The sequence below is a fragment of the Bradyrhizobium sp. ISRA442 genome (genome assembly GCF_038085055.1).
Lineage (GTDB): Bacteria > Pseudomonadota > Alphaproteobacteria > Rhizobiales > Xanthobacteraceae > Bradyrhizobium.
Map to the genome: position 1 here is coordinate 69,149 of NZ_JALGCN010000015.1, position 26,451 is coordinate 95,599.

Below are 26,451 nucleotides of genomic sequence, written 5' to 3' on the forward strand. Positions count from 1 at the left end.
GCAGGAGGCGGAAGATGTTTGCCTATCTGGTACGACGCCTGTTCCTGATGCTCGTGACCCTGTTCGGGATATCGATCGTCATCTTCTTCCTGCTGCGCATCGTGCCCGGCAACATCGTCGACATCCTGTTTGCTGCCGCCGGCTATGTCGACCCCGCCGACAAGGCCAATCTGGAGAAGGAGCTCGGCATCGACCAGCCGCTGGTGGTGCAATATCTGCACTGGATCGGCGGCTTCCTGCGCGGCGACTTCGGCTACTCCTATGTCTCCGAGAAACCGGCGCTGCAGGAGATCCTGCCGCGGATCCCGATCACGGCGCGGCTCGCCGGGCTTGCGCTGCTGTTCTCCGCCTCGATCGGCATTCCACTCGGCGTCATCAGCGCGGTGAAGCAGGGAACCAAGCTCGACTACGGCTTACGCGTGGTCAGCCTCAGCGGCTTGTCACTGCCCTCGTTCTGGCTCGGCCTGCTCATCCTGACCGCGTCGGTGGCCATGTTCGGCCAGATGCCGATCTTCAATCCCAATCCGCAGACCTGGCTGGAAGCGTTCGCGACCTACGCGGTGCCGGCCGCCGCAGTCGGCTTCCGCAGCGCCGCGCTGACCATGCGCATCACCCGCTCCTCGATGCTGGAGGTGCTGCGGCAGGACTATATCCGCACCGCCCGCGCCAAGGGCGCATCCGACGCCGCGGTGAACTATCACCACGCCCTGAAGAACGCGATTCTGCCCGTCATCACCGTGATCGGCATCGAGGCGGCCTTCCTGATCGGCGGCCTCATCGTCACCGAGACCGTGTTCAACATCCCCGGCGTCGCGCGCTTCCTGGTCGAGGCGATCCGCTGGCGCGACTATCCGATCGTGCAGAATCTCGTGATGTTCATCGCGGTCGTCGTGGTGTTCGCGAATTTCACCGTCGACATGCTCTACGCCGTGTTCGACCCGCGCATCCGGTTTACGGATTGATCGTATGATCCTCACTCGCACAGCGCATGCACGTTCCTTCACCTCTCCCCGCTTGCGGGGAGAGGTCGAATTCGCGCGCAGCTCGAATTCGGGTGAGGGGGACTCTCCGCGAGTCCAGCTCTCACCACCCCTGCGGAGAGCCCCCCTCACCCCAACCCTCTCCCCGCAAGCGGGAAGAGGGAGAAGGTAGGCATATGGCCACGATCGACTATGATCTCGAACTGAGGCGCGCTGGCGCCCATGCGACCGGCGGCTGGCGGCGGGTGCTGTTCCTGGCGCAGCGCCATGTGCTGGGCGCAGCGGGGCTCATCATCATGACGGTATTCGTGTTCACGGCCGTCTTTGCCGACTTCATCGCGCGCTATGATCCGCTGACGGTCGATGCCGCGCGTGCGCTGGCCCGCCCCAGCGCCGCGCACTGGATGGGTACGGATTCCTTCGGCCGCGACGTGTTCAGCCGTATCATCCACGGCGCGCGGATATCGCTCGCGGTCGGCCTCGGCTCGACGGCGCTCGGTGGCACCATCGGCGTGATCGTGGGATTGACCTCGGGCTACCTCTCCGGCTGGTTCGACCTCGTATTCCAGCGCGTCTCCGACATCCTGCAGGCACTGCCGCTGCTGGTGCTGGCCCTGGTGATGACGGCCGCGCTCGGTCCGTCCTTGCCGAACGTCATCATCGCGATCGCCATTCCGCTGATCCCGACCGTCGCCCGCGTGATCCGCGCCAATACGCTGGCGCTGCGCGAGCAGCCGTTCGTCGAGGCCGCCAAATCGATCGGCATGAGCGAGATGCGGATCGCGGTCCGCCACGTGCTGCCGAACACGCTGGCGCCGTTGATCGTGCTTGCCACCGCGCAGCTCGGCTCGACCATTCTCACCGAAGCCTCGCTCTCCTTCCTCGGCCTCGGCATTCCCGAGCCCTATCCGTCCTGGGGCCGCATGCTGTCGGAATCGGCCGCCGAATACGTCCGCACCGCGCCGTGGCTGGTGATCTTTCCGGGCATCGCGATCAGCCTTGCCGTGTTCGGCACCAATCTGTTCGGTGACGCCCTGCGCGACATTCTGGATCCGAGGCAGCGCGGCTGATGACGAAAAAATCCGATATCGTGCTCGATGTGAAGAACCTGAAAACGGTGTTCTTCACGAATTCCGGCCTGTTCAAGGCCGTGGACGACGTCTCGTTTACCGTCAGGCGCGGCGAGACGCTGGCGATCGTCGGCGAGTCCGGGTGTGGCAAGAGCGTCACCGCGCTGTCGCTGATGCGGCTCGTGCCCGATCCGCCGGGCCGTATCGTCGGTGGCTCTGTGACGCTCGAAGGCACCGATCTCCTGGCGCTGGATGATGCGGCCATGCGCGCGATCCGGGGAAATCGCATCTCGATGATCTTCCAGGAGCCGATGACCTCGCTCAATCCGGTGATGCGGATCGGCGACCAGATCATCGAAGCGGTGCGGCTGCACCGGAACATGCCGGCCAAAGAGGCCCAAGACCTCGCGATCGAAATGCTGCGCCTGGTGCGCATCCCGGAGCCGGCGCGGCGCGCACGGGAGTATCCGCACCAGCTTTCGGGCGGCATGCGCCAGCGGGCGATGATCGCGATGGCGCTTGCCTGCCGGCCGGCGCTGCTGATCGCCGACGAGCCGACCACCGCGCTCGACGTCACCATCCAGGCGCAGATCCTGGCCTTGATCCTCGACTTGCAGAAGGAGCTCGGCACCGGCCTCGTGCTCATCACGCACGATCTCGGCGTCGTCGCGCAGACGGCGCAACGGGTCATCGTGATGTATGCGGGGAAAAAGGTGGAGGAGGCGACCGTCGAGGCGCTGTTCGCCGCACCCAAGCATCCCTATACGCGCGGGCTGATGGCCTCGATCCCGGCGGTGCCGGCGTCTGGCGTCGCGACGCAGGCCCGGCTCAACGAAATTCCCGGCACCGTGCCCTCGCTGGTGCGCCTGCCGGCAGGCTGCGCTTTCGCGCCGCGCTGCAAGCTCGCGATCAAGCGCTGCGAGGAATATCCGCCGCTCCTGGATCAGGGCGGCGGCCATCTCGCCGCCTGCTGGCGCGCGGCTGAAGTCGCGGAGGTCGCATGACCGAAGCGCTGCTCGAGGTCACTGACCTGAAGAAGCACTACCCGGTGCGCGCGGGCGTGCTGCGCCGGCAGGTCGGCACCGTGCATGCGGTCGACGGCGTGTCGTTCGCGCTCGGTGTCGGCGAGACGCTCGGCCTCGTCGGCGAATCCGGCTGCGGCAAGTCTACGGTCGCGCGCAGCGTGCTGCGGCTGGTCGAGCCGACCTCGGGCCGGATCCGCCTTGAGGGCGAGGACATCACCCATCTCTCCAAGACCGATCTCAGGCCGCATCGCCGTTCGATGCAGATCGTGTTCCAGGACCCGTTCGCCTCGCTCAACCCGCGCATGACCGCGGGCGACATCGTCGGTGAGCCGCTGGCCGTGCATGGGCTGGCCAGCGGCAAGGCGCTGGAGACGCGCGTCGCAAAGTTGTTCGAGCAGGTGGGCCTGCGGCCCGACCAGATGCGCAACTTCCCGCATCAGTTTTCCGGCGGCCAGCGACAGCGCATCTGCATCGCGCGCGCGCTCGCGCTTGAGCCGCGGCTGATCGTCTGCGACGAGCCGGTCTCCGCGCTCGACGTCTCGATCCAGGCGCAGGTGATCAACCTGCTGATCGACCTGCAGCGGCAGCACGGTTTCTCCTACCTCTTCATCGCGCATGACCTGGCGGTGGTCGCCCATATCAGCCACCGTGTCGCGGTGATGTATCTCGGCCGCATCGTCGAGATCGCCGACAAGGACGAGCTGTTCCGCAATCCGCGCCATCCCTACACGCAGGCCCTGCTCGCCTCGGTGCCGATCGCGAACCCGCATGCCAAGAAGATCGCGCCGCTGGTCGAGGGCGACGTACCGAGTCCAGTCAATCCGCCGTCCGGCTGCGCGTTTCACACGCGCTGCCGGTTTGCGATGGAGCGATGCAGGACGGAGCGGCCGGCGCTGCTACAGGCGGGTGAAGGGCACAGGGTGGCGTGTCTGCTGAATGAGGGGACGGGGCGGGGGCAATAGAATTGTAGGGTGGGTTAGCGAAGCGTAACCCACCGCTTTTCTCATCGCGGATACATAAAGTGGTGGGTTACGCTTTCCGCCTTCGCTTGTGGAAGCTTCGGCGCACGTAGTTGGCTAACCCACCCTACGATTGCGGTGTTTGCGGCGCTAACCCGCCTCGATCTCCACCACGATCTTCCCCGTGGTGACCTGCTCGCCCTCGGTGACATCGATCGCGGAGACCACACCGTCGATGCCGGCCTTGTGGACGTGCTCCATCTTCATCGCCTCCAGCGTCATCACCGGCTGGCCGGCGGTGACGCGGTCGCCGGGCTTGACCAGCACGGCGACGACGCGGCCGTTCATCGCGGCGCGGACCTTGCCGTCACCGCCGTTTGCTGCGGCGGCTTTCGGCGCAGCAAGGGTCAGATCCGTTACCGCAAGCGGGATGCCGCGATGCCCAAGGTAGAGCCGGTCGCCATCGCGCAGGAATTTTGCATTGTCCATCACACCGTCGTGGCGGAAGCGAACGGCGTCGGACTCGAGCTGATCGATCTCGAACCTGTCTTGTCGGCCATCGCCCGCCACCGTATAGCTGCCGTCGCGCTCGCGCGTGACTTCGAGCTCGTGGACGCGACCGGCAATCTCGATCCTGACCGGCAACGGAAACGTTGCTGCGAGACTCCGCCCGCCGCGCCATGATGGCGCATGCGGATCGGTGACGTAGAGCAGGAGGCCGGCGAGCGCTGCCTCAAACGCGCTGGCCTTGCCGGGCGCCAGCAATTCGTCGCGATGCGCTCCGATGAACGCTGTTGTCGCCTCGCCCCTGGCAAAGCCGGGATGGCGCAAGCAGGACATCAGGAAGGCCTGGTTGGTAGTCACGCCGAAGGCCGTGAGCTGCTCCAGGCCGCAGATCAGGCGGCTGCGCGCCTCTTCACGCGTCGCACCATGGGCGATGACCTTGGCGATCATGGAATCGTAAAAGGGCGGAATCTCCGAGCCCGACTGCAGCGCGTGTTCGACCCGGATGCCTTCCGGCACCTGCCAGCGCGCCATGCGGCCGGACTGCGGCATGAAGTCGTGCGCGGCATCCTCCGAGCACAGCCGTACCTCAATGGCGTGGCCGGAGAACCTGACGTCCTGCTGCTTCACCGGCAGCGGCTCGCCGCGCGCGATGCGCAACTGCAGCTCGACGAGATCGAGCCCGGTGATCGCCTCGGTCACGGGATGCTCGACCTGGAGGCGCGTATTCATCTCCATGAAGTAGAATTCGCCGTTCTCATCGAGCAGGAATTCAAGCGTGCCGGCGCCTTCGTAGCGCAGCGCCTTCACGGCGGCGACGGCCACCTCGCCCATTTTCGCGCGCAGCTCGGGCGTGACGGCAGGCGACGGCGCCTCCTCGATCAGCTTCTGGTGCCGCCGCTGCACCGAGCAGTCACGCTCGCCGAGGTGAATGGCGTTGCCGTGCGCATCGCCTAACACCTGGATCTCGATGTGGCGCGGGTTCTGGATGGCGCGTTCAAGGATCACTGTAGGATCGCCAAATGCAGCTTTCGCCTCCGACCGCGCGCTGCGCAGCGCGCCGGGAAACGATGCGGCGTCGGCCACGAGCCGCATGCCACGTCCGCCGCCACCAGCGACCGCCTTGATCATCACGGGAAAGCCGATCCTCCCGGCTTCCCCGAGCATCACCTCGTCGTCCTGCTCCGCTCCCTGATAGCCGGGCACGATGGGCACACCGGCCCTCTTCATGAGTTCCTTGGCGCCGGCCTTGTTGCCCATCGCCTCGATCGCCTGCGACGACGGGCCGATAAAGACGAGACCGGCCTCCTTGCAGGCTTGTGCGAACTCCTCGTTCTCGGCAAGAAATCCATAACCGGGATGCACGGCGTCCGCGCCGCTCGCGTTCGCCGCGGCAATGATCGCTGATATGTTGAGATAGGATTGCGCCGGCAAGGCTTCGCCGATGCGCACGGCCTGGTCTGCCTGCCGCACGTGCAGAGCATCGCGGTCCGCGTCCGAATAGACTGCAACGACACCGAGGCCCAGCCGCCGAGCGCTTCGCATCACCCGCAACGCGATCTCGCCGCGGTTCGCGACTAGGACCTTGAAGAACGGCCGCTGCTGCGCTGATCCGTTCCTCATGGCCGGGCCACCGAGAATTGCATGCGCTGGGGGTTCCGTGCATCGCCCTCGCGGCAGATCGCGAGCACCTCGGACAGGACCGCCCGCGTGTCGCGCGGGTCGATCACGCCGTCGTCGAGCACGCGGGCGCTGGTCGAGAACACGTCCATCTGGCCGTCGAAGACGCCGACGATCTGCGCCTTCATGGCCTCCAGCTTGTCCTTCTCGATCGGTTTGCCGCGCCGTGCGGCCGCGGCCTCGGTCACGATCGCCATGGTCTCGGCGGCCTGCTCGCCGCCCATCACCGCGGTCTTGGCGTTCGGCCAGGAGAAGCAGAAGCGCGGATGAAAGCCGCGGCCGCACATGCCGTAATTGCCGGCGCCGAAGGAGGCGCCGCAATAGATGGTGATCTGCGGCACCGTCGCCGATGTCACCGCCTGGATCATTTTCGAGCCATGCTTGATCATGCCTGCTTCTTCATAGGCTTTTCCGACCATGTAGCCCGTGGTGTTGTTGAGATAGAGCAGCGGCGTGCGGGTCTGGCAGCAGGCCTGGATGAAATGAGTCGCCTTGTTGGCGCCGGCGGGATCGAGCGGGCCGTTGTTGGTGATGATGCCGATCGCCTGACCCTCGATGCGGGCATGGCCGCAGACGGTGGCCGGACCGTAGTTCGGCGCCATCTCGGTGAAGTCGGAATCGTCAATGATGCGTGCGATCACCTGCTTCATATCCACGGGACGCTTGTGATCCATCGGCATGATGCCAAGCAGCTCGTCCTGGTCGTAGCGCGGCGGCTTGAACTGCGCAGCCACCCTGCCCGGCCGCTCCCATTGCATAGCCGCCATGATCTCGCGCGCGATACGCAGCGCGTCGCGATCGTCCTCGGCGAGATAGTCGCCGAGCCCGGAGATCTGCGTGTGCATCTCGGCGCCGCCGAGCTCCTCCTCGGTCGCAATCTCGCCGGTCGCGGCCTTCAGCAGCGGCGGCCCGGCGAGGAAGGCCCGGGTGCGACCCCGGACCATGACGATGTAGTCGGACAGACCGGTCTGGTAGGCGCCGCCGGCAGTCGATGAGCCGTGCGTCACGGTGACGACCGGCAGGCCCGCCGCCGAGAGCCGCGCGAGGTTGCGAAAGATGTTGCCGCCGCGGACGAAATCCTCGACACGGTAGCGCAGGAGGTTGGCACCGGCGCTTTCGACGAGCTGAACGTAAGGCAGCTTGTTTTCAAGCGCGAGCTCCTGCACCCGCAGAGTCTTGTCGAGGCCATAGGGCTGGAGCGCGCCGGCATCGATGCCGGCGTCATTGGCGCTGACCATGCAGCGGATGCCCGAGACGAAACCGATGCCGGCAATCACGCCGCCGCCGGGCACGCTCTTGTTCGCATCCGGCACATCGAACATGTAGCCCGCGAGCGTCGAGAGCTCGAGGAAAGGCGCGCCGGGGTCAAGCACCAGCGCGACCCGCTCGCGCGGCAGGAGCTGGCCGCGCTTGTGGAAGCGGTCCTTTGCGGCGGCTGATGTGGCGCGCGTGCGCTCTTCCAGCGCGCGCATGCGGTCGATCAGCGCCAGCATGCCGTCGCGGTTGGCATGATAGGCGGCGCCGCCGGGGGAGATGGTGTTTTCGAGAATGGACATAACTCTATCCTAGACGTCATTGCGAGGAGCGAAGCGACGAAGCAATCCAGGCTGTTTCCGCGGAGAGATTCTGGATTGCGTCGCTTCGCTCGCAATGACGGTTGAGGCGTAACCTTACCGATTCGTCCCAAAGATCTTCCGCGCCTCGGCAGGGCTCGCGATCTCGCGCCCGGCGCGACGGGCGCAGGCGGCGACCGCTTCGATGAGCTGGCCGTTCGACGTCACCTTCTTGCCGTCGGCGAGATAGAAGGTGTCCTCGAGCCCGGTGCGCAAATGGCCGCCGAGCTCGGCGCAGCGCTGGTGCAGCGGCCAGATCTCTTCGCGGCCGATCGCGGTAACCTGCCAATGCGCCTCGGGGCGCTTCAGCTTGAGCAGGATCGGCAGCAATTCGGGATCGGACGGCATGCCGGAGGCAACGCCCATCACGAAGTTATATTCCAGCGGTCCCTTGTACATGCCGACTTGGGTGTACATGCCGACGCTGCGGACGATGCCGACGTCGAAGCATTCGAATTCCGGGATGGTGCCGACCGCGTTCATGACGTCGAGATAGTCCTTCACCTTCTCGACCGCATTGTCGAACATCATCGGCGGCCAGGCCCAGGTGTTGTCGGCCTTCACTTTGAGATAGTTCAGCGAGCCGGCGTTGCAGGCGGCGATCTCGGGCCTGGTCTCGCGGATGCAATCGAGCGCGCCGCTGTAGTTCGGCCCGGAGACCCCCGAGGTGTGGTTGATAATCACGCCGGGGCAGGCCTCGCGGATCGCCTGCTGGATCTCCTTGCTGACGCTGACTTCCCAGGACGGCAGGTGCCCCTTGTTCGGCGCCTGCTGGCGGAGATGGATGTGCATGATGCTGGCGCCGGCATCGAACGCGGCCCTGGCCTCGCGCGCCATCTCTTCCGGCGTGACCGGCACGTTGTGCTGCTTGGGGTCGGTGAGCACGCCGTTCAGCGCGCAGGTGATGACGGCCTTGTCGCTCATGCCTTGGATGTCTCGCAGAGGTGAGAGTGCAACGTTGGCGATCATGTGATGCGCGACATGCGGCTTCTTGCGCGGAGAAGCTAGAAAAAACGGCACTGCCGTAGGGTGGGTTAGCCGAAGACGTAACCCACCACTTCCATCCCCGCAGAAACTAAAGAGGTGGGTTACGCTTCGCTAACCCACACTACGGAAGACGATGCTAGCTCGCTTCCGCGAGCCGCACCGTCTCGCTGCTGCGATAGATCGCAAGATCGCGCGAGCCGACGAAGATCGCGCGCGGCTTCAGTCCATAGAAGCGCCGGATCGAATGGCTGAAATGGGTCGAGTCGGGATAGCCGATGTCCTGCGCCAGATGGGCGAGGTTGAGGTCCTGGTTGGCGTAGTGCAAGAGGTGCCGAGCGCGCTTCCAGGCGCGGAACGAGCGGAAGGAGATGCCGGTCTCCTCCTTGAATAGGTGCAGGAAGCGCGAGGCCGAGAGACCAGCTTCCGCGGCACAGGTATCGGCCGTCACCGGCTCGCCGGAGAAGCGCTCGATGCGCGCGACGGCGCGCGTCACGCGCGCGTCGAGCACGCGGCGCGGCAGCGCCTCGCCGAAACACATCTCGTCGAACTCGGCGGTGGTGATGTCGCCATAGCGGCGCTGGCGCAGCAGCGCGTAGGCCGCGAGGATCTTGCGGGCATAGGCGGCGCTATCCGGTCCGGTCAACCGCTCGGCCAATGCCTCGATCACACCGTCCGGCATGCTTTCCGGCTCGAGCGTCACGCTGATGGCAGTGCGATAGTCGCTGGCAATGGAATGCCGCTGATTCGGCAGGGTGACGAACAATTCGCCGGTGGCAGGGACGTCATCAAGCGTCAGATGCAGGCTGCCCTTGACCGCGACATAGACGTGGCAGCAACCGGGCGTCCGCTTGCGCGGGCGGCCGAGCAGGCCGGCATAGAACACCCGCTCGGGCGTGATCAGCATCAGATGGTCGGATTCGCGACCCTTGTCTTCCATTGGCGGTCCTCCTCGCGCGGCTCTCTGGCCGCTGCGGACGGAGGTCACCTTAGCGGAAATTTGGGCGCTGTCACGACGGGATAGCGCTGTCATGGAGGTGCAAAGCATCGTCGTTCCGGGACGGTCGAGGGACGAACCCGGAACCCCTCACACCGTCGTCCTGGACAAGCGCAGCGAAGCGAAGCGCTGATCGAGGACCCGTTACCCCAGGGATAAGTTGCGGCGCGGGACTGGCGACCACGAGTCTTCGCCAAACTGCTCCCTGTGGTAATGGGTCCTGGCTTTCGCTAGGACGACAAAAATAAAGCTAAGCCCTTACCCGCGGCGCGACGTTCTGCTCTATCCCGGCCTTCTGCTCTGCCGCCACCGCGCGTTTGAAGCCGTCGCGTTGCTGCAGGCGCGCCCAATAGGCTGCGACATTTGGCCCAAAATCCTTGGCGAGCCCGATGGCGTCGGCGAGCCGGAGCGCGTAGCCGATCACGATATCAGCGGCGGTGAAGCGGCCGGCGCACAAGGTTTCGGCATTCGTGGTCGCTGCCTCAACGGCGCGCAATCGCCCTAAGAACCATTTCGCATAATCGCCGGCGACCTGCGGGTTGCGGCGTTCCTCCGGCTCGAGCTGGGTGTATCGGAGCACCAGCGTCTGCGGGAAGGTTAACGTGGCGTCGCTGAAATACATCCAGTTCAGGAACGCACCGTAGGCGGGATCCTCAGGGCCAACCATCAGCGGCGTCGGTCCGTAGGTGATGCCGAGATAGTGGCAGATGCCGGAGGACTCGGTCATCCGCGTTTCGCCGTCGATCATGAATGGAATTGTCCCGAGCGGATTGATGCCGAGATAGTCCTTGGCGAAGACCCGCGGCGGGAACGGCAGCATCTTCAGCTCGTATGGGAGGCCCATCTCCTCCAGCATCCAGAGCGGGCGGAACGAACGCGCGGCGTCGCAGTGATAGAGCGTGATCATCAGGCATTTCCTCTGCTGCCGGGCAGCGTGCCCATCATCTTGCACAGGACCATCAGCATGACCTCGTCGGCGCCGCCGCCGATCGAAGTCAGGCGGCTGTCGCGATAGGCGCGGCTGACCGGCGTCTCGTTGGTAAAGCCCATTCCGCCCCAATATTGCAAGCAGGCGTCGGTGAGCTCGCGCCCGAGCCGGCCGGCCTTCAGCTTGGCCATGGTCGCAAGCCTGGTGACGTCCTCGCCAGCGACCAGCGCCTCCCCGGCACGATAGACCAACGCGCGCAACAGCTCGACCTCGGTCTGCATCTCGGCAAGCTTGAAGTGCACGACCTGATTGTCGAGGATGCTCTGGCCGAAGGCTTTCCGGTTGCGGGTATATTCGATGGTCTCGTTGATGATGTATTCATGCGCCTTCAGGCAGGCCGCAGCGCCCCACAGCCGCTCCTCCTGGAACTGGATCATCTGGTAGGTAAAGCCCTTGCCCTCCTCACCGATCCGGTTGCGTTTGGGCACGCGGACATTGTCGAAGAAGATTTGCGCCGTGTCGGAGGAGCGCATGCCCATCTTGTCGAGCTTGCGCGCGACAGTGACACCCTTGGCCTTCATGGGCACGCAGATCAGCGACTTGTTGCGATGAACCGGTCCATCGCCGGTGTTGGCGAGCAGGCAGATCCAGTCGGCCTGCGTGCCGTTGGTGATCCACATCTTGCCGCCGTTGATGACGTAATCGTCGCCGTCGGCGCGCGCATTGGTCTTGATCGAGGCGACGTCCGATCCCGCGCCGGGCTCGGAGACGCCGATGCAGGCGACATAATCGCCGGCGATCGAGGGCGCCAGGAATTCGCGCCGCACCTCGTCGGAGCCGAACCGCGCCAGCGCCGGCGTCGCCATGTCGGTCTGCACCCCGATCGCCATCGGCACGCCGCCGCAGGTGACGGCCCCTAGCTCCTCCGCCATCATCAACGCGTAAGAATAATCAAGACCCGAGCCGCCGAACTCGACCGGCTTGTTCAGCCCGAGGAAGCCGAGGCTGCCCATTTTCTTGAACAGCTCGTGCGCCGGAAAGATATCGGCCTTCTCCCAGTCATCGACATGAGGGTTGATCTCGTTGGTGATGAATTTTTGCAGGGAGCGGCGGATGTCGTCGTGGTCGGCGGTGAACAGCATTAGCTCTCAGCCTCGTCATTCCGGGACGCGCCCCTTGGCGCGGGCCCGGAATCCATAGCCACGATCGTGAGTATGGATTCCGGGCTCGCTCCGCTTCGCTCGCGCCCCGGAATGACGCGAGGAGAGAGAATTCATAGACCCATCTGCCTGCTCGCGAGATCCTTCATGATCTCCTCGGTGCCGCCGCCGATGGCGTTGACCTTGACCTCGCGGTAGATGCGCTCGGCCTTGATGCCGCGCATGAAGCCGGCGCCGCCGAAGATCTGCACCGCTTCCGAGGCGCAGAACGCCATGGTCTGCGTCGCCTGGTTCTTCATCATGCAGATCTCGGCGACCGGGCTTTCGCCTTGCTCCAGCCGCCAGGCCAGCATCTCCAGCATAGCCTGGCTTGCTGCGACCCTCTGCGCCATGTCGACGATCTTGTGGCGGATCACCTGGTGCTGCGCGAGCGGCTTGCCGAAGGTCTTGCGCTCCTTGGCGTAGGCGATCGCCTCATCGACGCAGACCCGCGCAAAGGCGGTGCAGCCCGCCGCCATGCCCATGCGCTCGCTGTTGAAATTCCGCATGATGATCTTGAAGCCCTGGCCCTCCTCGCCGATCAGGTTCTCGGCCGGCACGCGGCAGTCGTCGAAATGCAGCGTCGCGGTATCGGAGGCCCACCAGCCCATCTTCTTGAGCTTGATGCGTGATAATCCCGGCGTGTTGCCCTCGATCAAGAGCAGGCTGACGCCGCCGGCGCCCTCGCCGCCGGTGCGCACCGCAACGGTCAGATAGTCGGCGCGCACGCCGGAGGTGATGAAGGTCTTCTCGCCGCTCACGACGTAGTGATCGCCGTCCCGCCGCGCCTTGGTGCGAAGGTTGGCGACATCGGAGCCGCCGCTCGGCTCGGTGATCGCGAGCGCGGAAATCTTCTGCCCAGTGAGAATTTGCGGCAGCACTCTTGCCTTGATCTCAGGCCGGCCTGCCCGTGCAATCGGCGGCGAGCCGATGGTATGGCTCATCAGGCTCGCGCTGACGCCGCCAGCGCCGGCCCGCGCCAGCTCCTGGCTCGCCACGATCTTCATGAACTGGTCGGCGGGAATACCGCCATATTCCTCGGGAAATCCCAGCCCCAGCAGCCCGATCTCGGCGGCCTTGCGATAGAGCGCGCGCGGGAATTCGCCGGCCTCGTCCCATTCATGGGCGTAAGGCTCGATCTCCTTCGCGACGAAGCGGCGCATCACGTCGCGGAAGGCATCATGCTCGGCGGTATAGAACGGGCTCTTCATTGCGCGCCTCGCTGACGGCGATTCTTCGCATGTACCATGGCCGGAACATTGGCGGCTCACTTGCGCGGAGTGGCTGACCGGACAGAGCTGCTCCGAGCAGGCCATGACCTAGCAACTGAACGCAAGACAGTTTTCGTCCCTCGCGGACCAACTCCGGGTCAAAAAAGACTTGGTGCACAAACTCCGGCTGGCCTCCCAGGGCCACGCCGGGCCTGGTGCACGGCAACAAGAATGCAGGCGGCAAAAGCCGCCGAGGGAGGGAGTTTTGGCCGTTCGTTATTACGACTGGATCGCTCATCATGCCCGCCGCACACCTGGCAAGGTCGCGGTCATCGACCTCGCGAGCGAGCGCCGCTTCACCTATTCGCAGTTCGACGCCCGCGTCTCGCGCCTTGCCTCGTTCCTGCGCGATGCGCTGCAGATCTCGCGCGGCGATCGCGTTGCGGTGCTGGCGCTGAACACGACGGACACGCTGGAAGTGCAGTTCGCCTGCGGACGGCTCGGCGCCATCTTCGTGCCGCTCAACACCCGCCTCACCGTCCCCGAGCTCCAGTTCATCGTCGGCGATTGTGCGCCGAAGGTGATGATCCATGACACCGATCTCGCCGAGACCGCGCTCACCGTGGCGAAGCTCTGCAACGTCGCGACCAGCCTGCTGCTCGCCGCGGGCGGCACCTATGAGGCCGGCATCGCCGCGACAAAGCCGCTCGATGCAATCGAAGAAGTCACGCTCGATGACGTCTCGACCATCATGTACACATCGGGCACCACGGGCCATCCGAAGGGCGCGACCATCACCCACGGCATGACCTTCTGGAATTGCGTCAACCTCGGCGGTCCCGCCTGTATCGGTCCGTCCTCGGTGCTGCTCACCGTGTTGCCGCTGTTCCACACCGGCGGGCTGAACTGCTACACCAACCCGGTGCTGCATGCCGGCGGCACCGTGCTGATCATGCGCGCCTTCGATCCCGGCGCGGCGCTCGGCCTGATCAACGATCCCGCCCAGGGCATCAACGTGTTCTTCGGCGTGCCTGCGATCTACCAGTTCATGGCGCAGCATCCGGCTTTCGTAACCACCGATCTTACTCGGCTGATCGTCGGCGGTGTCGGCGGCGCACCGATGCCGGTGCCGCTCTTGAAGGTGTGGGAGGCGCGCGGCGTCGCTCTGCAGCAGGGCTACGGCATGACCGAGACCTCACCGGCCGTGCTGGTGCTCGACCGCGAGGATGCGGCGCGCAAAGCCGGCTCCGCCGGCAAGCCGGTTCTGCACACAGAGGTGCGGATCGTGCGGCCAGACGGCAGCGATGCCGATGTCGGCGAACTCGGTGAGCTCTGGGTGAAGGGACCGAACATCACGCCGGGCTACTGGAACAGGCCGGAGGCAAACGAATCCTCCTTCACTGACGGCTGGCTGCACACCGGCGATGCGACGCGCGTCGACGAGGAAGGTTTTTACTACATCGTCGACCGCTGGAAGGACATGTACATTTCCGGCGGCGAGAACGTCTATCCGGCCGAGGTCGAGAACGTCCTGCACCAGCTCACCGCGATCGCCGAAGCCGCCGTGATCGGCATTCCCGATCCGCAATGGGGCGAGGTTGGCCTCGCCATCGTCGCGGTCAAGCCAGGTGAGAACCTTTCCGAAGCCGACGTGTTCGCGCACTGCGCGGCCAATCTCGCGCGCTTCAAATGCCCGCGCCAGGTGCGCTTTGTGCCTGCGCTGCCGCGCAACGCCACCGGCAAGATCCATAAGCCGACCTTACGCAAGGAATTCTCCGTGGCCTCCGAAACCGACAAGGTCAAGGTCGCCACCGCCTGACGAAAGCGCCCCTCCGCGGGTGCTTTTGCTTTTCTGACGTGCCTGTCTCCACCCCAGAAGAAACCCAAGGAATTTTCATGAACAACAAGAAACTCTCCCTGCTCGCCGCAGCGACCGCCTTGACGTTGCTCACCGTCCAGGGTGCCTACGCCCAGAAGAAATACGACACCGGCGCCAGCGACACCGAGATCAAGATCGGCAATGTCGAGGCCTATTCCGGCCCGGCGTCCGCCTACGGCATCATCGGCAAGACCGAAGAGGCCTATTTCAAGATGATCAACGAGCAGGGCGGCATCAACGGCCGCAAGATCAACTGGATCTCTTATGACGACGCCTATTCGCCGCCGAAGACGGTGGAGCAGATCCGCAAACTGATCGAGAGCGACGAGGTTTTCCTGGTGTTCAACGCGCTGGGCACGCCGACCCAGACTGCCGTGCAGAAATATCACAACACCAAGAAGGTGCCGCAGCTCTTCCTGGCCACCGGCGCCAGCAAGTGGAACGATCCGAAAGCCTTCCCATGGACCATGGGCTTCCAGCCGAGTTACCGGGTCGAGGCGCGAGTCTTCGCGAAGTACATCCTGCAGGCGAAGCCCGACGCGAAGGTCGCGATCTTCTATGCCAACGACGATTTCGGCAAGGATTACGTCGCCGGCATCAAGGAGATCTTCGGCAACAAGGCGTCCTCGCTGATCGTCGCGGAAGAGAGCTACGAGACCACCGAACCATCGATCGACTCCCACATCGTCAAGCTGAAGGGCACCGGCGCCAACGTCTTCGTCAACATCGCGACGCCGAAATTCGCCGCCCAAGCGATCAAGAAGATCGCCGAACTGGAATGGAAGCCGATGCAGGTGATGACCGACGTCTCGATCTCGATCGGCGCGGTGATGCAGCCTGCGGGCCTGCAAGCCTCCGAAGGCGTGCTGTCGGCGACCTATCTGAAGGATGCATCCGACCCGCAATGGAAGGACGATGCCGGCATGAAGAAGTTCATGGCCTTCATCGACAAATACATGCCGGGCGCCAATATCTCCGACATCAACCTCGTCTACGGCTACACCGCTGCGCAGACCATGGTGCAGGTGCTGAAGCAGTGCGGCGACGAGCTGACGCGGGACAACGTGATGAAGCAGGCCGCCAGCCTCAAGGACTTTACCCCCGACGTCCTGATTCCCGGCATCAAGATCAACACTTCGCCGAACGACTTCGCCCCGATCGAGCAGCTCAAGATGATTCAGTTCAAGGGCGGCAAGTGGGATCTGATCGGCGACGTCATCAGCGCCGAGACCGGCGGCTAGCAAGAGCCGGCTTCGGCCGAAACATTCTCGGATCGAACAGAATGGCGGCCGAAAGGCCGCCATTCTTTTAGCGATGCCGGCGCGCGTCTAGCCGGGCAGGAACAGCGCAAAGGGTTCGTTGACCGTGCGCCGCAGGTGATCCCGATACAGCTTGTAATTGGCATGGTCGGGCGCGATCCGGCCCACCGCCGGATCGCCGATATTTCGCGCGGGAACATAGGCGATGGGCGCCGCAATCGGCGTCAGTTGCGAGCCCGGGCCGGCGCGGAGCGTCGAGATGATACCGTACATCTCGCCGGCGACGGTCGGCCGCGACACCGTGATGACGCGATGCTGGCCGTGCTTGATGATGACGAGATAGATGAAGCCGGACTGGTGGGGCACCGCGACCTCGCCAGTGTGCTCATAAGCGGCATCCGTCCGCTCGCCCTCGCGGAAGACGAGCGAGGAGACTCGGGGCTCCCAGACGATCTCGGTGCGGTAGGCGAAGATCGCATCGTTGGTGCCGAACGACGGCCGTAACGTGATGTAGACGTCTTCCAGCCAGGTCACCGCGCGGTGCGAATAGGACCCGAGGCTGTCGGGCGCGACATCGTTGCCGGCTTCAGGCGCCGCCACGACGACGCTCTTGCGCAAGGACACGCCCAGTGCCTGCTCGAGCCGCACGGTCGTCGCCAGCGTGAACGGCCGGCGGCCGCCCAGCACCTTCTCAAGGGTCGACAGGCTGAGCTTGGCCTGCGCGGCCAGCGCCTGGCGGGAGATCCGGCGTTTGGCCAGCTCCTCGCGAATGGTCTCGGCGATTTCGCGGCTTTGCTCGTCCGAAAGCTGCTTGTCGTTGAGTTTATCCTGCGTCTGCATCGTTAGCCCTGCTCCATGAGGGCCATTCTAGCAGGGCGGACAAGTCAGCACAAAACCGCACAGGACCGTCGCCGCCGCTGCGCGGCCCGGCCGGCCGCGGCGGAACATTGCCGATCATTCTGCTCGCAAAATCGGCCTCTCCCGGCGGAAGGTCAGGGCCAGCAAACATCCTTCGGGAGCAGGCCAAATGGATAGCTACGACGCGTTCGACAACGATGAACACCCCATGCTGGGCAGACTGATCAAGCTCGGACTGTTTCTTCTGGTGCAGGGCATTGCCGTGATCCTGGTCGGCTTCGTCGCCCTGCTCGTCAGCTTCGAGCCGGGATGGTCGGCGACGGCGGAGCAGGCCAGCCTGCTCCAGCCCGGCGATGCCCGTTCCGGCACGCTGCTCCTGAAGGACGACGGCGCCTATAGCGAAGCCATCCGCCTCGGCCTTGATGTCGACATCACGGTGTCGGGCCCGACGCTGCGCGCCCGCGTCACGCAAGTCTTCCGCAATCCGACCAAGGACTGGGTCGAGGCGACCTACGTCTATCCGCTCGCGACCGATGGTGCCGTCGACACGCTGAAGATGGTGGTCGGCGACCGTATCATCGTCGGTGACATCAAGGAGCGGCAACAGGCTCGCGTGATCTACGAGCAGGCGCGACGGGCGGGCCAGAAGGCCGCGCTGACGGAGCAGGAACGACCGAACATTTTCACCAACTCGGTCGCCAATATCGGCCCCGGCGAGACCGTGCTGGTGCAGATCGAATATCAGGAGCCGGTGCACCAATCCGGCAACGAATATTCGCTGCGTGTGCCGCTGGTGGTCGGGCCGCGCTATAGTCCGGCGCCGATCGCGCAGAGCGTCGACTTCCGGCCCGACGGCTCCGGCTGGGGCACGACCACCTCCGATCCGGTGCCGGACCGCGACCGGATCTCGCCGCCCGTGCTGGATCCTGCCAAGAACTCGCCGGTCAACCCGACCAGAATCACGGTGCGTCTGAATGCCGGTTTCGCGCTCGGCGAAGTGAAGAGCCACCACCATAACATCAAGCTCGAGAGCCCGGACAGCGCGACGCGCATCGTCACGCTCGCCGACGGCGTCGTGCCCGCGGACCGCGATTTCGAACTGACCTGGAAGCCGGCCGCAGAGAAGGCGCCGTCGGTTGGCCTGTTCCGCGAACATGTCGGCGACGCCGACTATTTGCTCGCCTTCGTCACGCCTCCCACGGTCGGGCAGACAGCGCAGAAACCGTTATCGCGCGAAGTGGTGTTCGTGATCGACAATTCGGGCTCGATGGGCGGCACCTCGATCGTTCAGGCCAAGGCGAGCCTGCTTTATGCCCTCGGCCGGCTCCAGCCGAGCGACCGTTTCAACGTCATTCGCTTCGACGACACCATGGACGTGCTGTTTCCGACATCTGTGCAGGCCGATGCCGCACATGTCGGCGAGGCGACTTCGTTCGTCAGCGCGTTGCAGGCTCGCGGCGGCACCGAGATGGTACCGGCGATGCGCGCCGCGCTGACCGACAAGCTCGGCGAGACCAACATGGTTCGCCAGGTCGTATTCCTCACCGATGGTGCGATCGGCAACGAGCAGCAATTGTTCGAAACGATCACGGCGATGCGCGGCCGCTCGCGCATCTTTATGATCGGCATCGGGTCTGCTCCCAACACCTATCTGATGACACGCGCCGCCGAGCTCGGCTGCGGCGCCTTCACCCATATCGGCTCGGTCGAGCAGGTGGAGGAGCGCATGCGCGGCCTGTTTGCAAAGCTGGAGAACCCGGCCGTGACCGGCCTCACCGCAAAGTTCTCCGAGGCCAAAGCCGACATCACGCCCGCGATCATTCCCGACGTCTATCGCGACGAGCCGCTGGTGCTGGCCGCCAGGCTCGACAAGCTCGCGGGCGCACTGGAGATCAAGGGACGCGTCGGCGACCGGCCGTGGTCAGTGACGCTGCCGCTGCGCAATGCCGCCGAGGGCAAGGGCCTGTCGAAGCTCTGGGCCAGGCGCAAGATCGGCGATGCCGAGGTCGCGCGCACGATGCGGGAAATGTCACCGGAAGACTCCGACAAGGCCATCCTGGCGCTAGCGCTCGATCATCAGATCGTCACGCGGCTGACCAGCCTCGTCGCGGTCGATAAGACGCCGAGCCGCCCTGCGGGCGAGCCGCTCAAGCTCAGCGAGCTGCCGATCAACCTGCCTGCCGGCTGGGACTTCGAGAAGGTTTTTGGCGAGCGGCCGCAAGTGCCGACGCAACTGCGCGAACGTCGTGCCGATGCGAGCGGTCAGCCGGCAGCAAGGCGGCCGACGCCTGCCGCGCCCGACGCGATCCGCCTGCCCAAGACCGCGACCTCGGCCGAGCTCAAGATGATCGCGGGCCTGATCCTCATCCTGCTCAGCCTGGTCCTGTTCGTGTTCAACCGGCGTCAGCCCTTGCTCACTGACGCCGTTTGAGGGAGGAGCCCCCGACTCCTCTTCCTCAGCGCGCGCGGTTGCCCGTTCCCACAGCCGCGCGCGCTTTTTTATTCAACGTCATAGCGAGGAGCGAAGCGCGGAAGCAATCCAGACTGTCGCCCAGGAGACAATCTGGACTGCTTCGCTTCGCTCGCAATGACGGGAGAAAATACGCCATGCCCCGCCTGACCTCGCCGCTCGTTCTTGCCATCGTCGGTATCATCCTGTTCGGCGACGGCGCTTACATCCATGCGAAGGCGTGGCTGGCACAGGCGCTGCTGGAGCGCGCGTTCGACCAGAGCGTTGCGACCGGACAACCGGTGAAGTCATGGTCCTGGGCGGATACCTGGCCGGTCGCGCGGATCGAGGTGAAGCGGATCGGCGCCAGCGCCATCGTGCTGGCGGGCAGCAGCGGGCAGGCACTCGCCTTCGGACCCGGCCATGTCGAGCGGACGGTCGATGCCGGCGAGCGCGGCGTTGCGGTCTATGCCGCACACCGTGACACGCATTTCCGCTTCCTGCGGAATGTTGCGATCGGCGACGTCATCGAGATCACGCGCCGCGACGGCAGGCGTTTTCGCTATCGCGCGGACGCCTCTGCAGTGGTGCGCTTCGACGCCTCAGGCATCGATCCTGCAACACAGGATTTTGAACTTGTGCTCACGACCTGTTGGCCGTTCGACGCTGTCACGTCAGGTCCCGAGCGCTACATCCTGCATGCCACCTTGATCGGAGCCGACGGGTAAGTTTGTCATCCATGCCATCCCGTGGGATGCTGCCGGTCGAGATCGTCTGCGATCGGATCCGACCATGCATGGCCAAGCCCAGTATCTGCCGATCACGCCCGGATTGTTTTCCGTCCTGGTGCTGCTGTTCGCCGGGCTGATTATCCTGATTCAGCTCCGCATCCTGCGGCACGCCTATATGCGGCTCGGGGTCGGTCCGGGCATGGCGCTGCTATTGCTGTTCGGCTCGCTGATCGGCAGCTATTTCAACATTCCCATCACGGTTCTGCCGGCCAAGGTGGTGCGGTCTGGCGAGATCGTCGACTTCTTCGGCATGCGCTACGTGGTGCCGCTGGTGACGCAATGGCCGGGCACGGTGCTCGCTGTCAATGTCGGCGGTGCCGTCATCCCGACGATGATGTCGACCTATCTGGTGCTGCGATATCAGCTCTGGGTGAAGGCAACGATCGCCGTCATTGCAATCGCATTCATCATCCACATCATGGCCACGCCGGTGCAGGGGGTTGGCATCGCGGTACCCGTATTTGTGCCCGTCGTGGCCACGGCGATCCTGGCCTTCCTGCTGTCGCGCGAGTATGCCGCGCCGCTCGCCTATATCGGCGGCTCGATCGGAACTCTGATCGGGGCCGATCTGCTCAACCTCGACAAGATCGGCGGCCTCGGCGCACCCATCGCGTCGATCGGCGGCGCCGGGACGTTCGACGGCATCTTCCTCACGGGAATCCTGGCCGTGCTGCTCGCGGGACTCGCCTCGCCGTCACGGCCGCGCGAGGTCTGGTAACGTACCGAACAACTCAAAGCGAAGCGCGCGAAAGCCGGAGTGCGCGCCGCGTGAGAACGGCGATTGCCGGAGCACAGCATTGGCGATCACTGGCGATTGCCGGCACGCGCGTGGATCGTTCGCACTTTCGCCAAAAGTCCGGTGATGCTAGCCTTCTCGCATGAAGTCCCGCCCATTCCGTCTGGCGGCATTGTGCTCGCCGCGATTGCCTCGCCAGAACTCGCCATAGAACAGAACAACGCGCCGCAACAAAAACAACAGGTGAGGATTGCGCCATGGAAGCCCAGGTGTCTGCTGCGTTCGTCTCTCTGCGCCCATGGTCGCCGCCACCCGATGCCAGCGACATCGTCAAGGGCATTCATGCCATGCTGCACCCGCGCAACATCGTGCTGGTGGGCGCGACCGACAAGCCCGGTAATTATGCCGAGCGCATCTGGAATAATCTGGTCAAGTACGGCTTCGAGGGCGGTCTCTACCCGGTCAACGCCAAGCGCGAAGCCATCTGGGGCGTCACCTGCTACAAGGATTTCGCGAGCCTTCCCGAGAAGCCCGATCACGTGCTGGTGCTGGTGCCTGCGCGGTTTGCCGTGCAGGTGATCCGCGATGCCGGCGCGGCCGGCGCGCGTTCGGCCACCATCGTCACCTCCGGCTTCAGCGAGTTGCAGGATGAAGAGAGCCAGAGGCTCGCGGCCGAACTGCAAGCGGCGGTGCGCGAGACCGGACTTGCCGTCACGGGCCCGAACTGCCTCGGCAATTTGAGCGCCGGCGAAAAGCTCTTCACCAACATCGACGACCGCGTCGTCACCATGGAACAGGGCGCGGTGGCGATCGCCGGGCAATCCGGCGCGATCGTCATGGCGATCCGGCAGGCGCTGGAGGATCGCGGCGTCGGCGTCGGCTACATGGTCACGACCGGCAACGAGACCGGGCTCGAAACGCCCGACCTCATGCGCTATTTCGCCGAGGATCCCGGCATCAAGGTGATCGTCGTCTATCTCGAAGGCGTCCGCAACACCAAGGCGTTCCGCGACGCCTGCAAGGCGGCGCGCGCCGCACACAAGCCGGTGATCGCGCTCAAGCTCGGGGCGTCCGAGGGCGGCCGCGCCGCGGCGATGGCGCACACCGGCGCGCTCGCTGGCTCGATCGAGACGTTCGATGCGATTGCGACCCGCGAGGGCGTGATTCGCGTCGACGGCCTCGATGAGCTGATCGAGACCACCGAATGCTTCGCCCACGCCGCGGTGCCCAAGGGCGATCGGCTTGCCGCCGTCACGCTGTCCGGCGGCAAACGCGGCATGCTGATCGACGCTTTCTATGCCGCGGGCCTGAACTTCGCGCCGCTGAGCCCGCATGTCAGCGGCGAACTCGCGAAGATGCTCGGACCCGGCTCGATCGTCGGCAACCCGCTCGACGCCGGGTTTGCCGCGGTGGTCGATCCCTCCGTCTACATGAAGTCGATCAAACTGATGATCGACGATCCCGATATCGACGTCGTCATCATCGATTCCGAGCTGCCGAAGGCGCCGCACGAGCTGCGCGAGCGCAACTTGCGCATCGTCAACGAGATGGCGAGCCGGGCCTCAAAGCCCGTGATCTATGTCAGCGCGATGTCGATCGGCTTCACCGACTTCACCAAGGGCTTGCGCAAATCGTTGCCGCATCTCACGGTCATGCAGGGCATGGACCGCGCGGTCACCGCGATCAAATCGCTGCTCGACTATGCCAGGCTGCGCAAGGAGGTGCCTGACATCCTCTCGAGCTCGAAGCCTGCCGCACGCGCCGTGCTGGAGAAGACGCTGAACTCGGCAACCGGCGCCGCGCTCGACGAGGTCGCCTCGAAGAAGCTGCTGAAGGCCTACGGCATCCCGATCTCGAAAGAGGCGATCGCGCAGACCGCGGCGGAGGCCGTCAGAATCGCCAAGCAGATCGGTTTCCCGGTCGTGGCCAAGGTCGTCAGCGCCGAGATCCTGCACAAATCGGATATCGGCGGCGTGATGCTGAACCTCAACAGCGCGGCCGAGGTGAAGAAGGCATTCGCCGACATCACCGCGCGGGTGAAGAAGCTGAAGGGCAAGCCGAGGCTCGACGGCATCCTGATCGCGCAGCAGGTCAAGGCCGATCTCGAGCTCGTGGTCGGCGCGTCCCTGGATGCCGAGATGGGCCCGGTTGTGCTGTTCGGAACCGGCGGCATCGATATCGAGCTGATGAAGGACGTCGCGCTCGCCGGCGCACCCCTGAACGCGGCCGAGGCAAGGCTCCTGATCGGTCGCACCAAGGCCGGCATCAAGGTGCGCGGCTATCGCGGCAAGCCGAAGCTCGACGAGGCCTCCGCCGTGAAGGCGCTGGTCGGGCTCTCCAACCTGATCGCGGATGCCGGCGACCGGATCGCCTCGATCGACATCAATCCGTTCCTGATCAATCCAAAGACTGGCGTAGCAGTCGATGCGCTGATCGTCCTGAACAATGCTGCGGCAAAGCGCGCCGCCGGTCACTGAGATGGCATAGGGCGGACTAGCCCTACTGCGTCACAAGTCCCCGGCCCCATCCTGGGGAGCCCGCAACACGCGGGCGTCTCGAAGGATGGGCGCGGGCGAGAGCTGGGCCTTCACGGTTCGAGACGCGCGTTCCGCGCTCCTCACCATGAGGGTCTTGTGACGCAGCAAGTCTAGCCCGGCGCAATCCACCAATTCGGGCAACGGTCGAAGACAGCAGCGGGTTACGCTTCGCTAACTCGCCCTGCCTAGCATTGTGGCCAAATGGATATCCTTCCAACTGACCCGGTTTGACCGTAAAATCGAACTGCATGGCACGCGCAAGCAATCTGGTGATCGGAACGGCGACGCTGGCGGTGATCGCCGTGGCGTTCGGCGGCCTGCTCGGCGTGCAGAAATGGCGCTCGATCCAGAGCCGCAGCCAGCTCCGGGTCGTTTTCGAGGGCGGATCGGCGAGCGGGCTGCGCCGCGGCGGTCCGGTCAATTTCGACGGCGTGCCCGCAGGCCATATCCTGTCGATCAAGCTGGACAATCCCCGCCGGATCGTGGCGCTCGTGATGCTCGACAACAATGCGCCGATCCGCAAGGACACCGTGGCGGGGATCGAGCTTCAGGGCCTTACCGGCATTGCCGCGATTTCGCTGATCGGCGGTGCGCCCTCGGCGCCCCCCGTGCCGCTGGATTCGGACGGAATCCCGGTGCTGACCGCCGATCTCAGCGACGCCGAATCCATCGTCGAGACGCTGCACAGCGTCGACCGCATGATCGTCAGCAACTCCGCCGCGATCACGGACACCCTCCGCACGTTCGAAGATTACACCGCCGATCTGAAGGGCAAGGGCGATGAGATCGACGCCGTCATGGCCAAGGTCGACAGCGCCTTTGCCGGCTTCGACAAGGCGGTCACCAAGATCGAGGGCGTGGTGCCGGGCTTCGTCGATGGCAAGGCCGACGAGCTGTTCGAGAAGGTGCAGGGGCTACGCGAGCTCGCCGAGACCATGAAGAAGAAGTCGGCAAGCTTCATCGAGGACGGGCGCAGAACGCTGCTCGACATCAGCGAGGGCGCCAACAAGATGAGCGGCAAGTTCGATCCGCAAGGCACCCCCGCCCCGCGCCAGCCCCGCAGGCCGCCGCAGCAGAAGCGGTAAGCGTGGCGTGCTTTGACGAGCACTCGCGACTATCGACTCCCGCTACAAAAATTTCCCTGGGGTATTGGGTCCCGGCCTTCGCCAGGACGACGGCGGAGTGTGGGGCGATTGTTGCCGTCCCTAACTAGTCCAGGACCTGCTCCCTCACCCGTATACGAACGCATTGTCGTCCAGATCCGTCTTCGGGATCTCGTCCTTCTCGGTCCAGTAATCCTGGCTGTGCTGCCATTCCGGCTTGTCGCCGCGCTTGGGCAACAGGTGCATGTTGCGCATCATATAGCCGGGGTTGAAGTTTTCCGGATCGATCCAGGGCAGGATCGGCATGTTGTGATCCTCGGGCCGCAGCTTGACCTCGACCTTCTTCGCGCCCTTGTCCTTCATATGGCCGAGCAGCCTACAGACGAAGTCGGCGACGAGATCGACGCGCAGCGTCCAGCTTGCGCGGAAATAGCCGAACACCCAGACCATGTTCGGCACACCCGTGAACATCATGCCGCGATAGGTGACGGTGTCGCCGAAGGCGAGCGGCTGGCCGTCGATCTCGAACGCGATGTCGCCGAGAGCGGCGAGGTTGAATCCGGTCGCGGTGACGACGACGTCGGTCTCGAGCAGCTTGCCCGACTTGAGCTGAATGCCGTTCTCGACGAAGCACTCGATCTCGTCGGTGACGACGGACGCCTTGCCGCTGGCGATACCCTTGAACAGGTCGGCATCGGGCACGAAGGCGATGCGCTGCCGCCACGGCCGGTACGTTGGCGTGAAGTGGGTCTCGACGTCGTAGTCCGGCCCGAGAACCGCGCGGATCTGATCGATCAGGTCCTTCTTCACCTGGTCGGGCTTGGCCACGCAGAGCTTTGTGAACGCATCCTGCTCGAACAGTATCTTTCGCCGGACGATCTCGTGGATCCACTCTTCGTCCACCTGAAGCCGGCGCAGTTCCTCGGCGATCTCGATGGCGTTGCGGCCGAGCCGGAAATAGGTCGGCGAGCGCTGCAGCATGGTGACATGCGCGCAAGCGTCCGCGATGTTGGGCACCAGCGTCGCCGCGGTCGCGCCCGAGCCGATCACGACCACTTTCTTGCCTGAGAGGTCGAGATCATCCGGCCAGGTCTGCGGATGGACGATACGGCCCTTGAAGCGATCCATGCCCTTCCATTCCGGCGTGTAGCCCTCGGAATGGCGGTAGTAACCCTGGCACATCCAGAGGAAGTTGGCGGTGAAGGTTCTGGCCTCGCCGGTGTCGGTCGTTACCGCTTCGATGGTCCAGAGATTCGTCTCGCTCGACCAGCTCGCCGAATTGATCTTGTGCCCGTAGCGGATGTGCCTTGCGATATCGTTGTCTTCGATCACCTCGTTCATGTAGGCGAGGATCTCTTCGGCGGTCGCGATCGGCGGGCCGACCCAGGGCTTGAAGCGATAGCCGAAGGTGTGGAGATCGCTGTCGGAGCGGATGCCTGGATAGCGATGCGTGGTCCAGGTGCCGCCGAACGTCGCCTGCGTCTCCAGGATCACGAAGCTCGTGCCGGGAGGCTGCTTGGTGAGATGATAGGCGCTGCCGATGCCCGAGATACCGGCACCGACGATCAGCACGTCGAAATGTTCTGAAGCCTGTTTGGTCGTGGCGTGACTGCGAACAGCGACATTCATTGTTGCTTCTATGCCTTGCTTGGTTTTTGGACCGCCCTTGACCGGGCGGCGCGTTTCCTC

General features: G+C 64.6%; 20 protein-coding genes. 11 read left to right on the plus strand and 9 right to left on the minus strand.

What is annotated here, in order from left to right; all coding sequences use genetic code 11:
• Nucleotides 1-14: 14 nt before the first annotated feature.
• The 4 genes from MTR72_RS27225 (at nt 15) to MTR72_RS27240 (ending at nt 4,037) form a co-directional block, all read left to right on the plus strand.
• A complete protein-coding gene (locus MTR72_RS27225; protein ID WP_280967188.1) occupies nt 15-962 on the plus strand; it encodes an ABC transporter permease in 948 nt (315 codons plus the stop codon).
• A 194-nt stretch (nt 963-1,156) separates the two neighbouring features.
• Complete coding sequence (locus tag MTR72_RS27230) at nt 1,157-2,050, plus strand: ABC transporter permease (RefSeq protein WP_341511566.1); 894 nt, start codon at nt 1,157-1,159, stop codon at nt 2,048-2,050.
• Complete coding sequence (locus MTR72_RS27235; RefSeq protein ID WP_280967190.1) at nt 2,050-3,054, plus strand: ABC transporter ATP-binding protein; 1,005 nt, start codon at nt 2,050-2,052, stop codon at nt 3,052-3,054. The genes MTR72_RS27230 and MTR72_RS27235 overlap by 1 nt, the downstream gene beginning before the upstream one ends.
• Nucleotides 3,051-4,037, plus strand: a complete 987-nt coding sequence (locus MTR72_RS27240; protein WP_280967191.1) for an ABC transporter ATP-binding protein — start codon at nt 3,051-3,053, stop codon at nt 4,035-4,037. Before MTR72_RS27235 ends, MTR72_RS27240 begins: the two co-directional genes overlap by 4 nt.
• A 147-nt stretch (nt 4,038-4,184) precedes the next feature.
• On the opposite strand, the gene MTR72_RS27245 is transcribed toward MTR72_RS27240, so the two are convergent.
• The 7 genes from MTR72_RS27245 to MTR72_RS27275 all read right to left on the minus strand — a co-directional run bounded on the left by MTR72_RS27245 (nt 4,185) and on the right by MTR72_RS27275 (nt 13,150).
• Nucleotides 4,185-6,161: an acetyl/propionyl/methylcrotonyl-CoA carboxylase subunit alpha gene (locus tag MTR72_RS27245; RefSeq protein WP_280967192.1), complete on the minus strand. Its 1,977-nt coding sequence runs from the start codon at nt 6,159-6,161 to the stop codon at nt 4,185-4,187.
• Nucleotides 6,158-7,774, minus strand: a complete 1,617-nt coding sequence (locus tag MTR72_RS27250) for an acyl-CoA carboxylase subunit beta (RefSeq protein ID WP_280967193.1) — start codon at nt 7,772-7,774, stop codon at nt 6,158-6,160. The genes MTR72_RS27245 and MTR72_RS27250 overlap by 4 nt, the downstream gene beginning before the upstream one ends.
• Nucleotides 7,775-7,888: 114 nt before the next feature.
• Nucleotides 7,889-8,755: a BKACE family enzyme gene (locus MTR72_RS27255; protein WP_280967194.1), complete on the minus strand. Its 867-nt coding sequence runs from the start codon at nt 8,753-8,755 to the stop codon at nt 7,889-7,891.
• Nucleotides 8,756-8,954: 199 nt separating this feature from the next.
• A complete protein-coding gene (locus MTR72_RS27260) occupies nt 8,955-9,755 on the minus strand; it encodes a helix-turn-helix domain-containing protein (RefSeq protein ID WP_280967195.1) in 801 nt (266 codons plus the stop codon).
• A 307-nt stretch (nt 9,756-10,062) separates the two neighbouring features.
• A complete protein-coding gene (locus MTR72_RS27265; RefSeq protein WP_280967196.1) occupies nt 10,063-10,719 on the minus strand; it encodes a glutathione S-transferase family protein in 657 nt (218 codons plus the stop codon).
• Entirely contained in the window at nt 10,719-11,882 is a 1,164-nt protein-coding gene (locus MTR72_RS27270; RefSeq protein ID WP_280967197.1) for an acyl-CoA dehydrogenase family protein, read from the minus strand. Before MTR72_RS27270 ends, MTR72_RS27265 begins: the two co-directional genes overlap by 1 nt.
• 131 nt (nt 11,883-12,013) lie before the next feature.
• Complete coding sequence (locus MTR72_RS27275) at nt 12,014-13,150, minus strand: acyl-CoA dehydrogenase family protein (RefSeq protein WP_280967198.1); 1,137 nt, start codon at nt 13,148-13,150, stop codon at nt 12,014-12,016.
• Between the two features lie 265 nt (nt 13,151-13,415).
• Here MTR72_RS27275 and MTR72_RS27280 point away from each other — a divergent pair, with 265 nt between their 5' ends.
• Both MTR72_RS27280 and MTR72_RS27285 read left to right on the plus strand, forming a co-directional pair.
• Entirely contained in the window at nt 13,416-14,969 is a 1,554-nt protein-coding gene (locus MTR72_RS27280) for an acyl-CoA synthetase (protein ID WP_280967199.1), read from the plus strand.
• Nucleotides 14,970-15,046: 77 nt separating this feature from the next.
• Nucleotides 15,047-16,270, plus strand: coding sequence for an ABC transporter substrate-binding protein (locus MTR72_RS27285; RefSeq protein ID WP_280967200.1), 1,224 nt, complete (start codon nt 15,047-15,049; stop codon nt 16,268-16,270).
• Nucleotides 16,271-16,357: 87 nt separating this feature from the next.
• Here MTR72_RS27285 and MTR72_RS27290 read toward each other — a convergent pair whose 3' ends face one another.
• Nucleotides 16,358-17,128, minus strand: a complete 771-nt coding sequence (locus MTR72_RS27290) for a helix-turn-helix domain-containing protein (protein ID WP_280967201.1) — start codon at nt 17,126-17,128, stop codon at nt 16,358-16,360.
• Between the two features lie 187 nt (nt 17,129-17,315).
• Here MTR72_RS27290 and MTR72_RS27295 point away from each other — a divergent pair, with 187 nt between their 5' ends.
• The 5 genes from MTR72_RS27295 to MTR72_RS27315 all read left to right on the plus strand — a co-directional run bounded on the left by MTR72_RS27295 (nt 17,316) and on the right by MTR72_RS27315 (nt 24,744).
• On the plus strand, nt 17,316-19,577 hold the full coding sequence (locus MTR72_RS27295) for a marine proteobacterial sortase target protein (RefSeq protein WP_280967202.1): 2,262 nt from the start codon (nt 17,316-17,318) through the stop codon (nt 19,575-19,577).
• Between the two features lie 176 nt (nt 19,578-19,753).
• The gene (locus MTR72_RS27300; RefSeq protein ID WP_280967203.1) at nt 19,754-20,323 is read left to right on the plus strand and encodes a class GN sortase; all 570 of its coding nucleotides are present in this window, start codon (nt 19,754-19,756) and stop codon (nt 20,321-20,323) included.
• 64 nt (nt 20,324-20,387) lie between these two features.
• A complete protein-coding gene (locus tag MTR72_RS27305) occupies nt 20,388-21,104 on the plus strand; it encodes a DUF1614 domain-containing protein (protein WP_280967204.1) in 717 nt (238 codons plus the stop codon).
• Nucleotides 21,105-21,379: 275 nt separating this feature from the next.
• Nucleotides 21,380-23,599: an acetate--CoA ligase family protein gene (locus MTR72_RS27310; protein ID WP_280967205.1), complete on the plus strand. Its 2,220-nt coding sequence runs from the start codon at nt 21,380-21,382 to the stop codon at nt 23,597-23,599.
• Nucleotides 23,600-23,907: 308 nt separating this feature from the next.
• Complete coding sequence (locus MTR72_RS27315) at nt 23,908-24,744, plus strand: MlaD family protein (protein WP_280967206.1); 837 nt, start codon at nt 23,908-23,910, stop codon at nt 24,742-24,744.
• A gap of 144 nt (nt 24,745-24,888) precedes the next feature.
• Here MTR72_RS27315 and MTR72_RS27320 read toward each other — a convergent pair whose 3' ends face one another.
• Nucleotides 24,889-26,391 carry a flavin-containing monooxygenase gene (locus MTR72_RS27320; protein ID WP_341511567.1) on the minus strand — a complete coding sequence of 501 codons (1,503 nt, stop codon included), beginning with the start codon at nt 26,389-26,391 and terminating at the stop codon, nt 24,889-24,891.
• Nucleotides 26,392-26,451 lie beyond the last annotated feature (60 nt).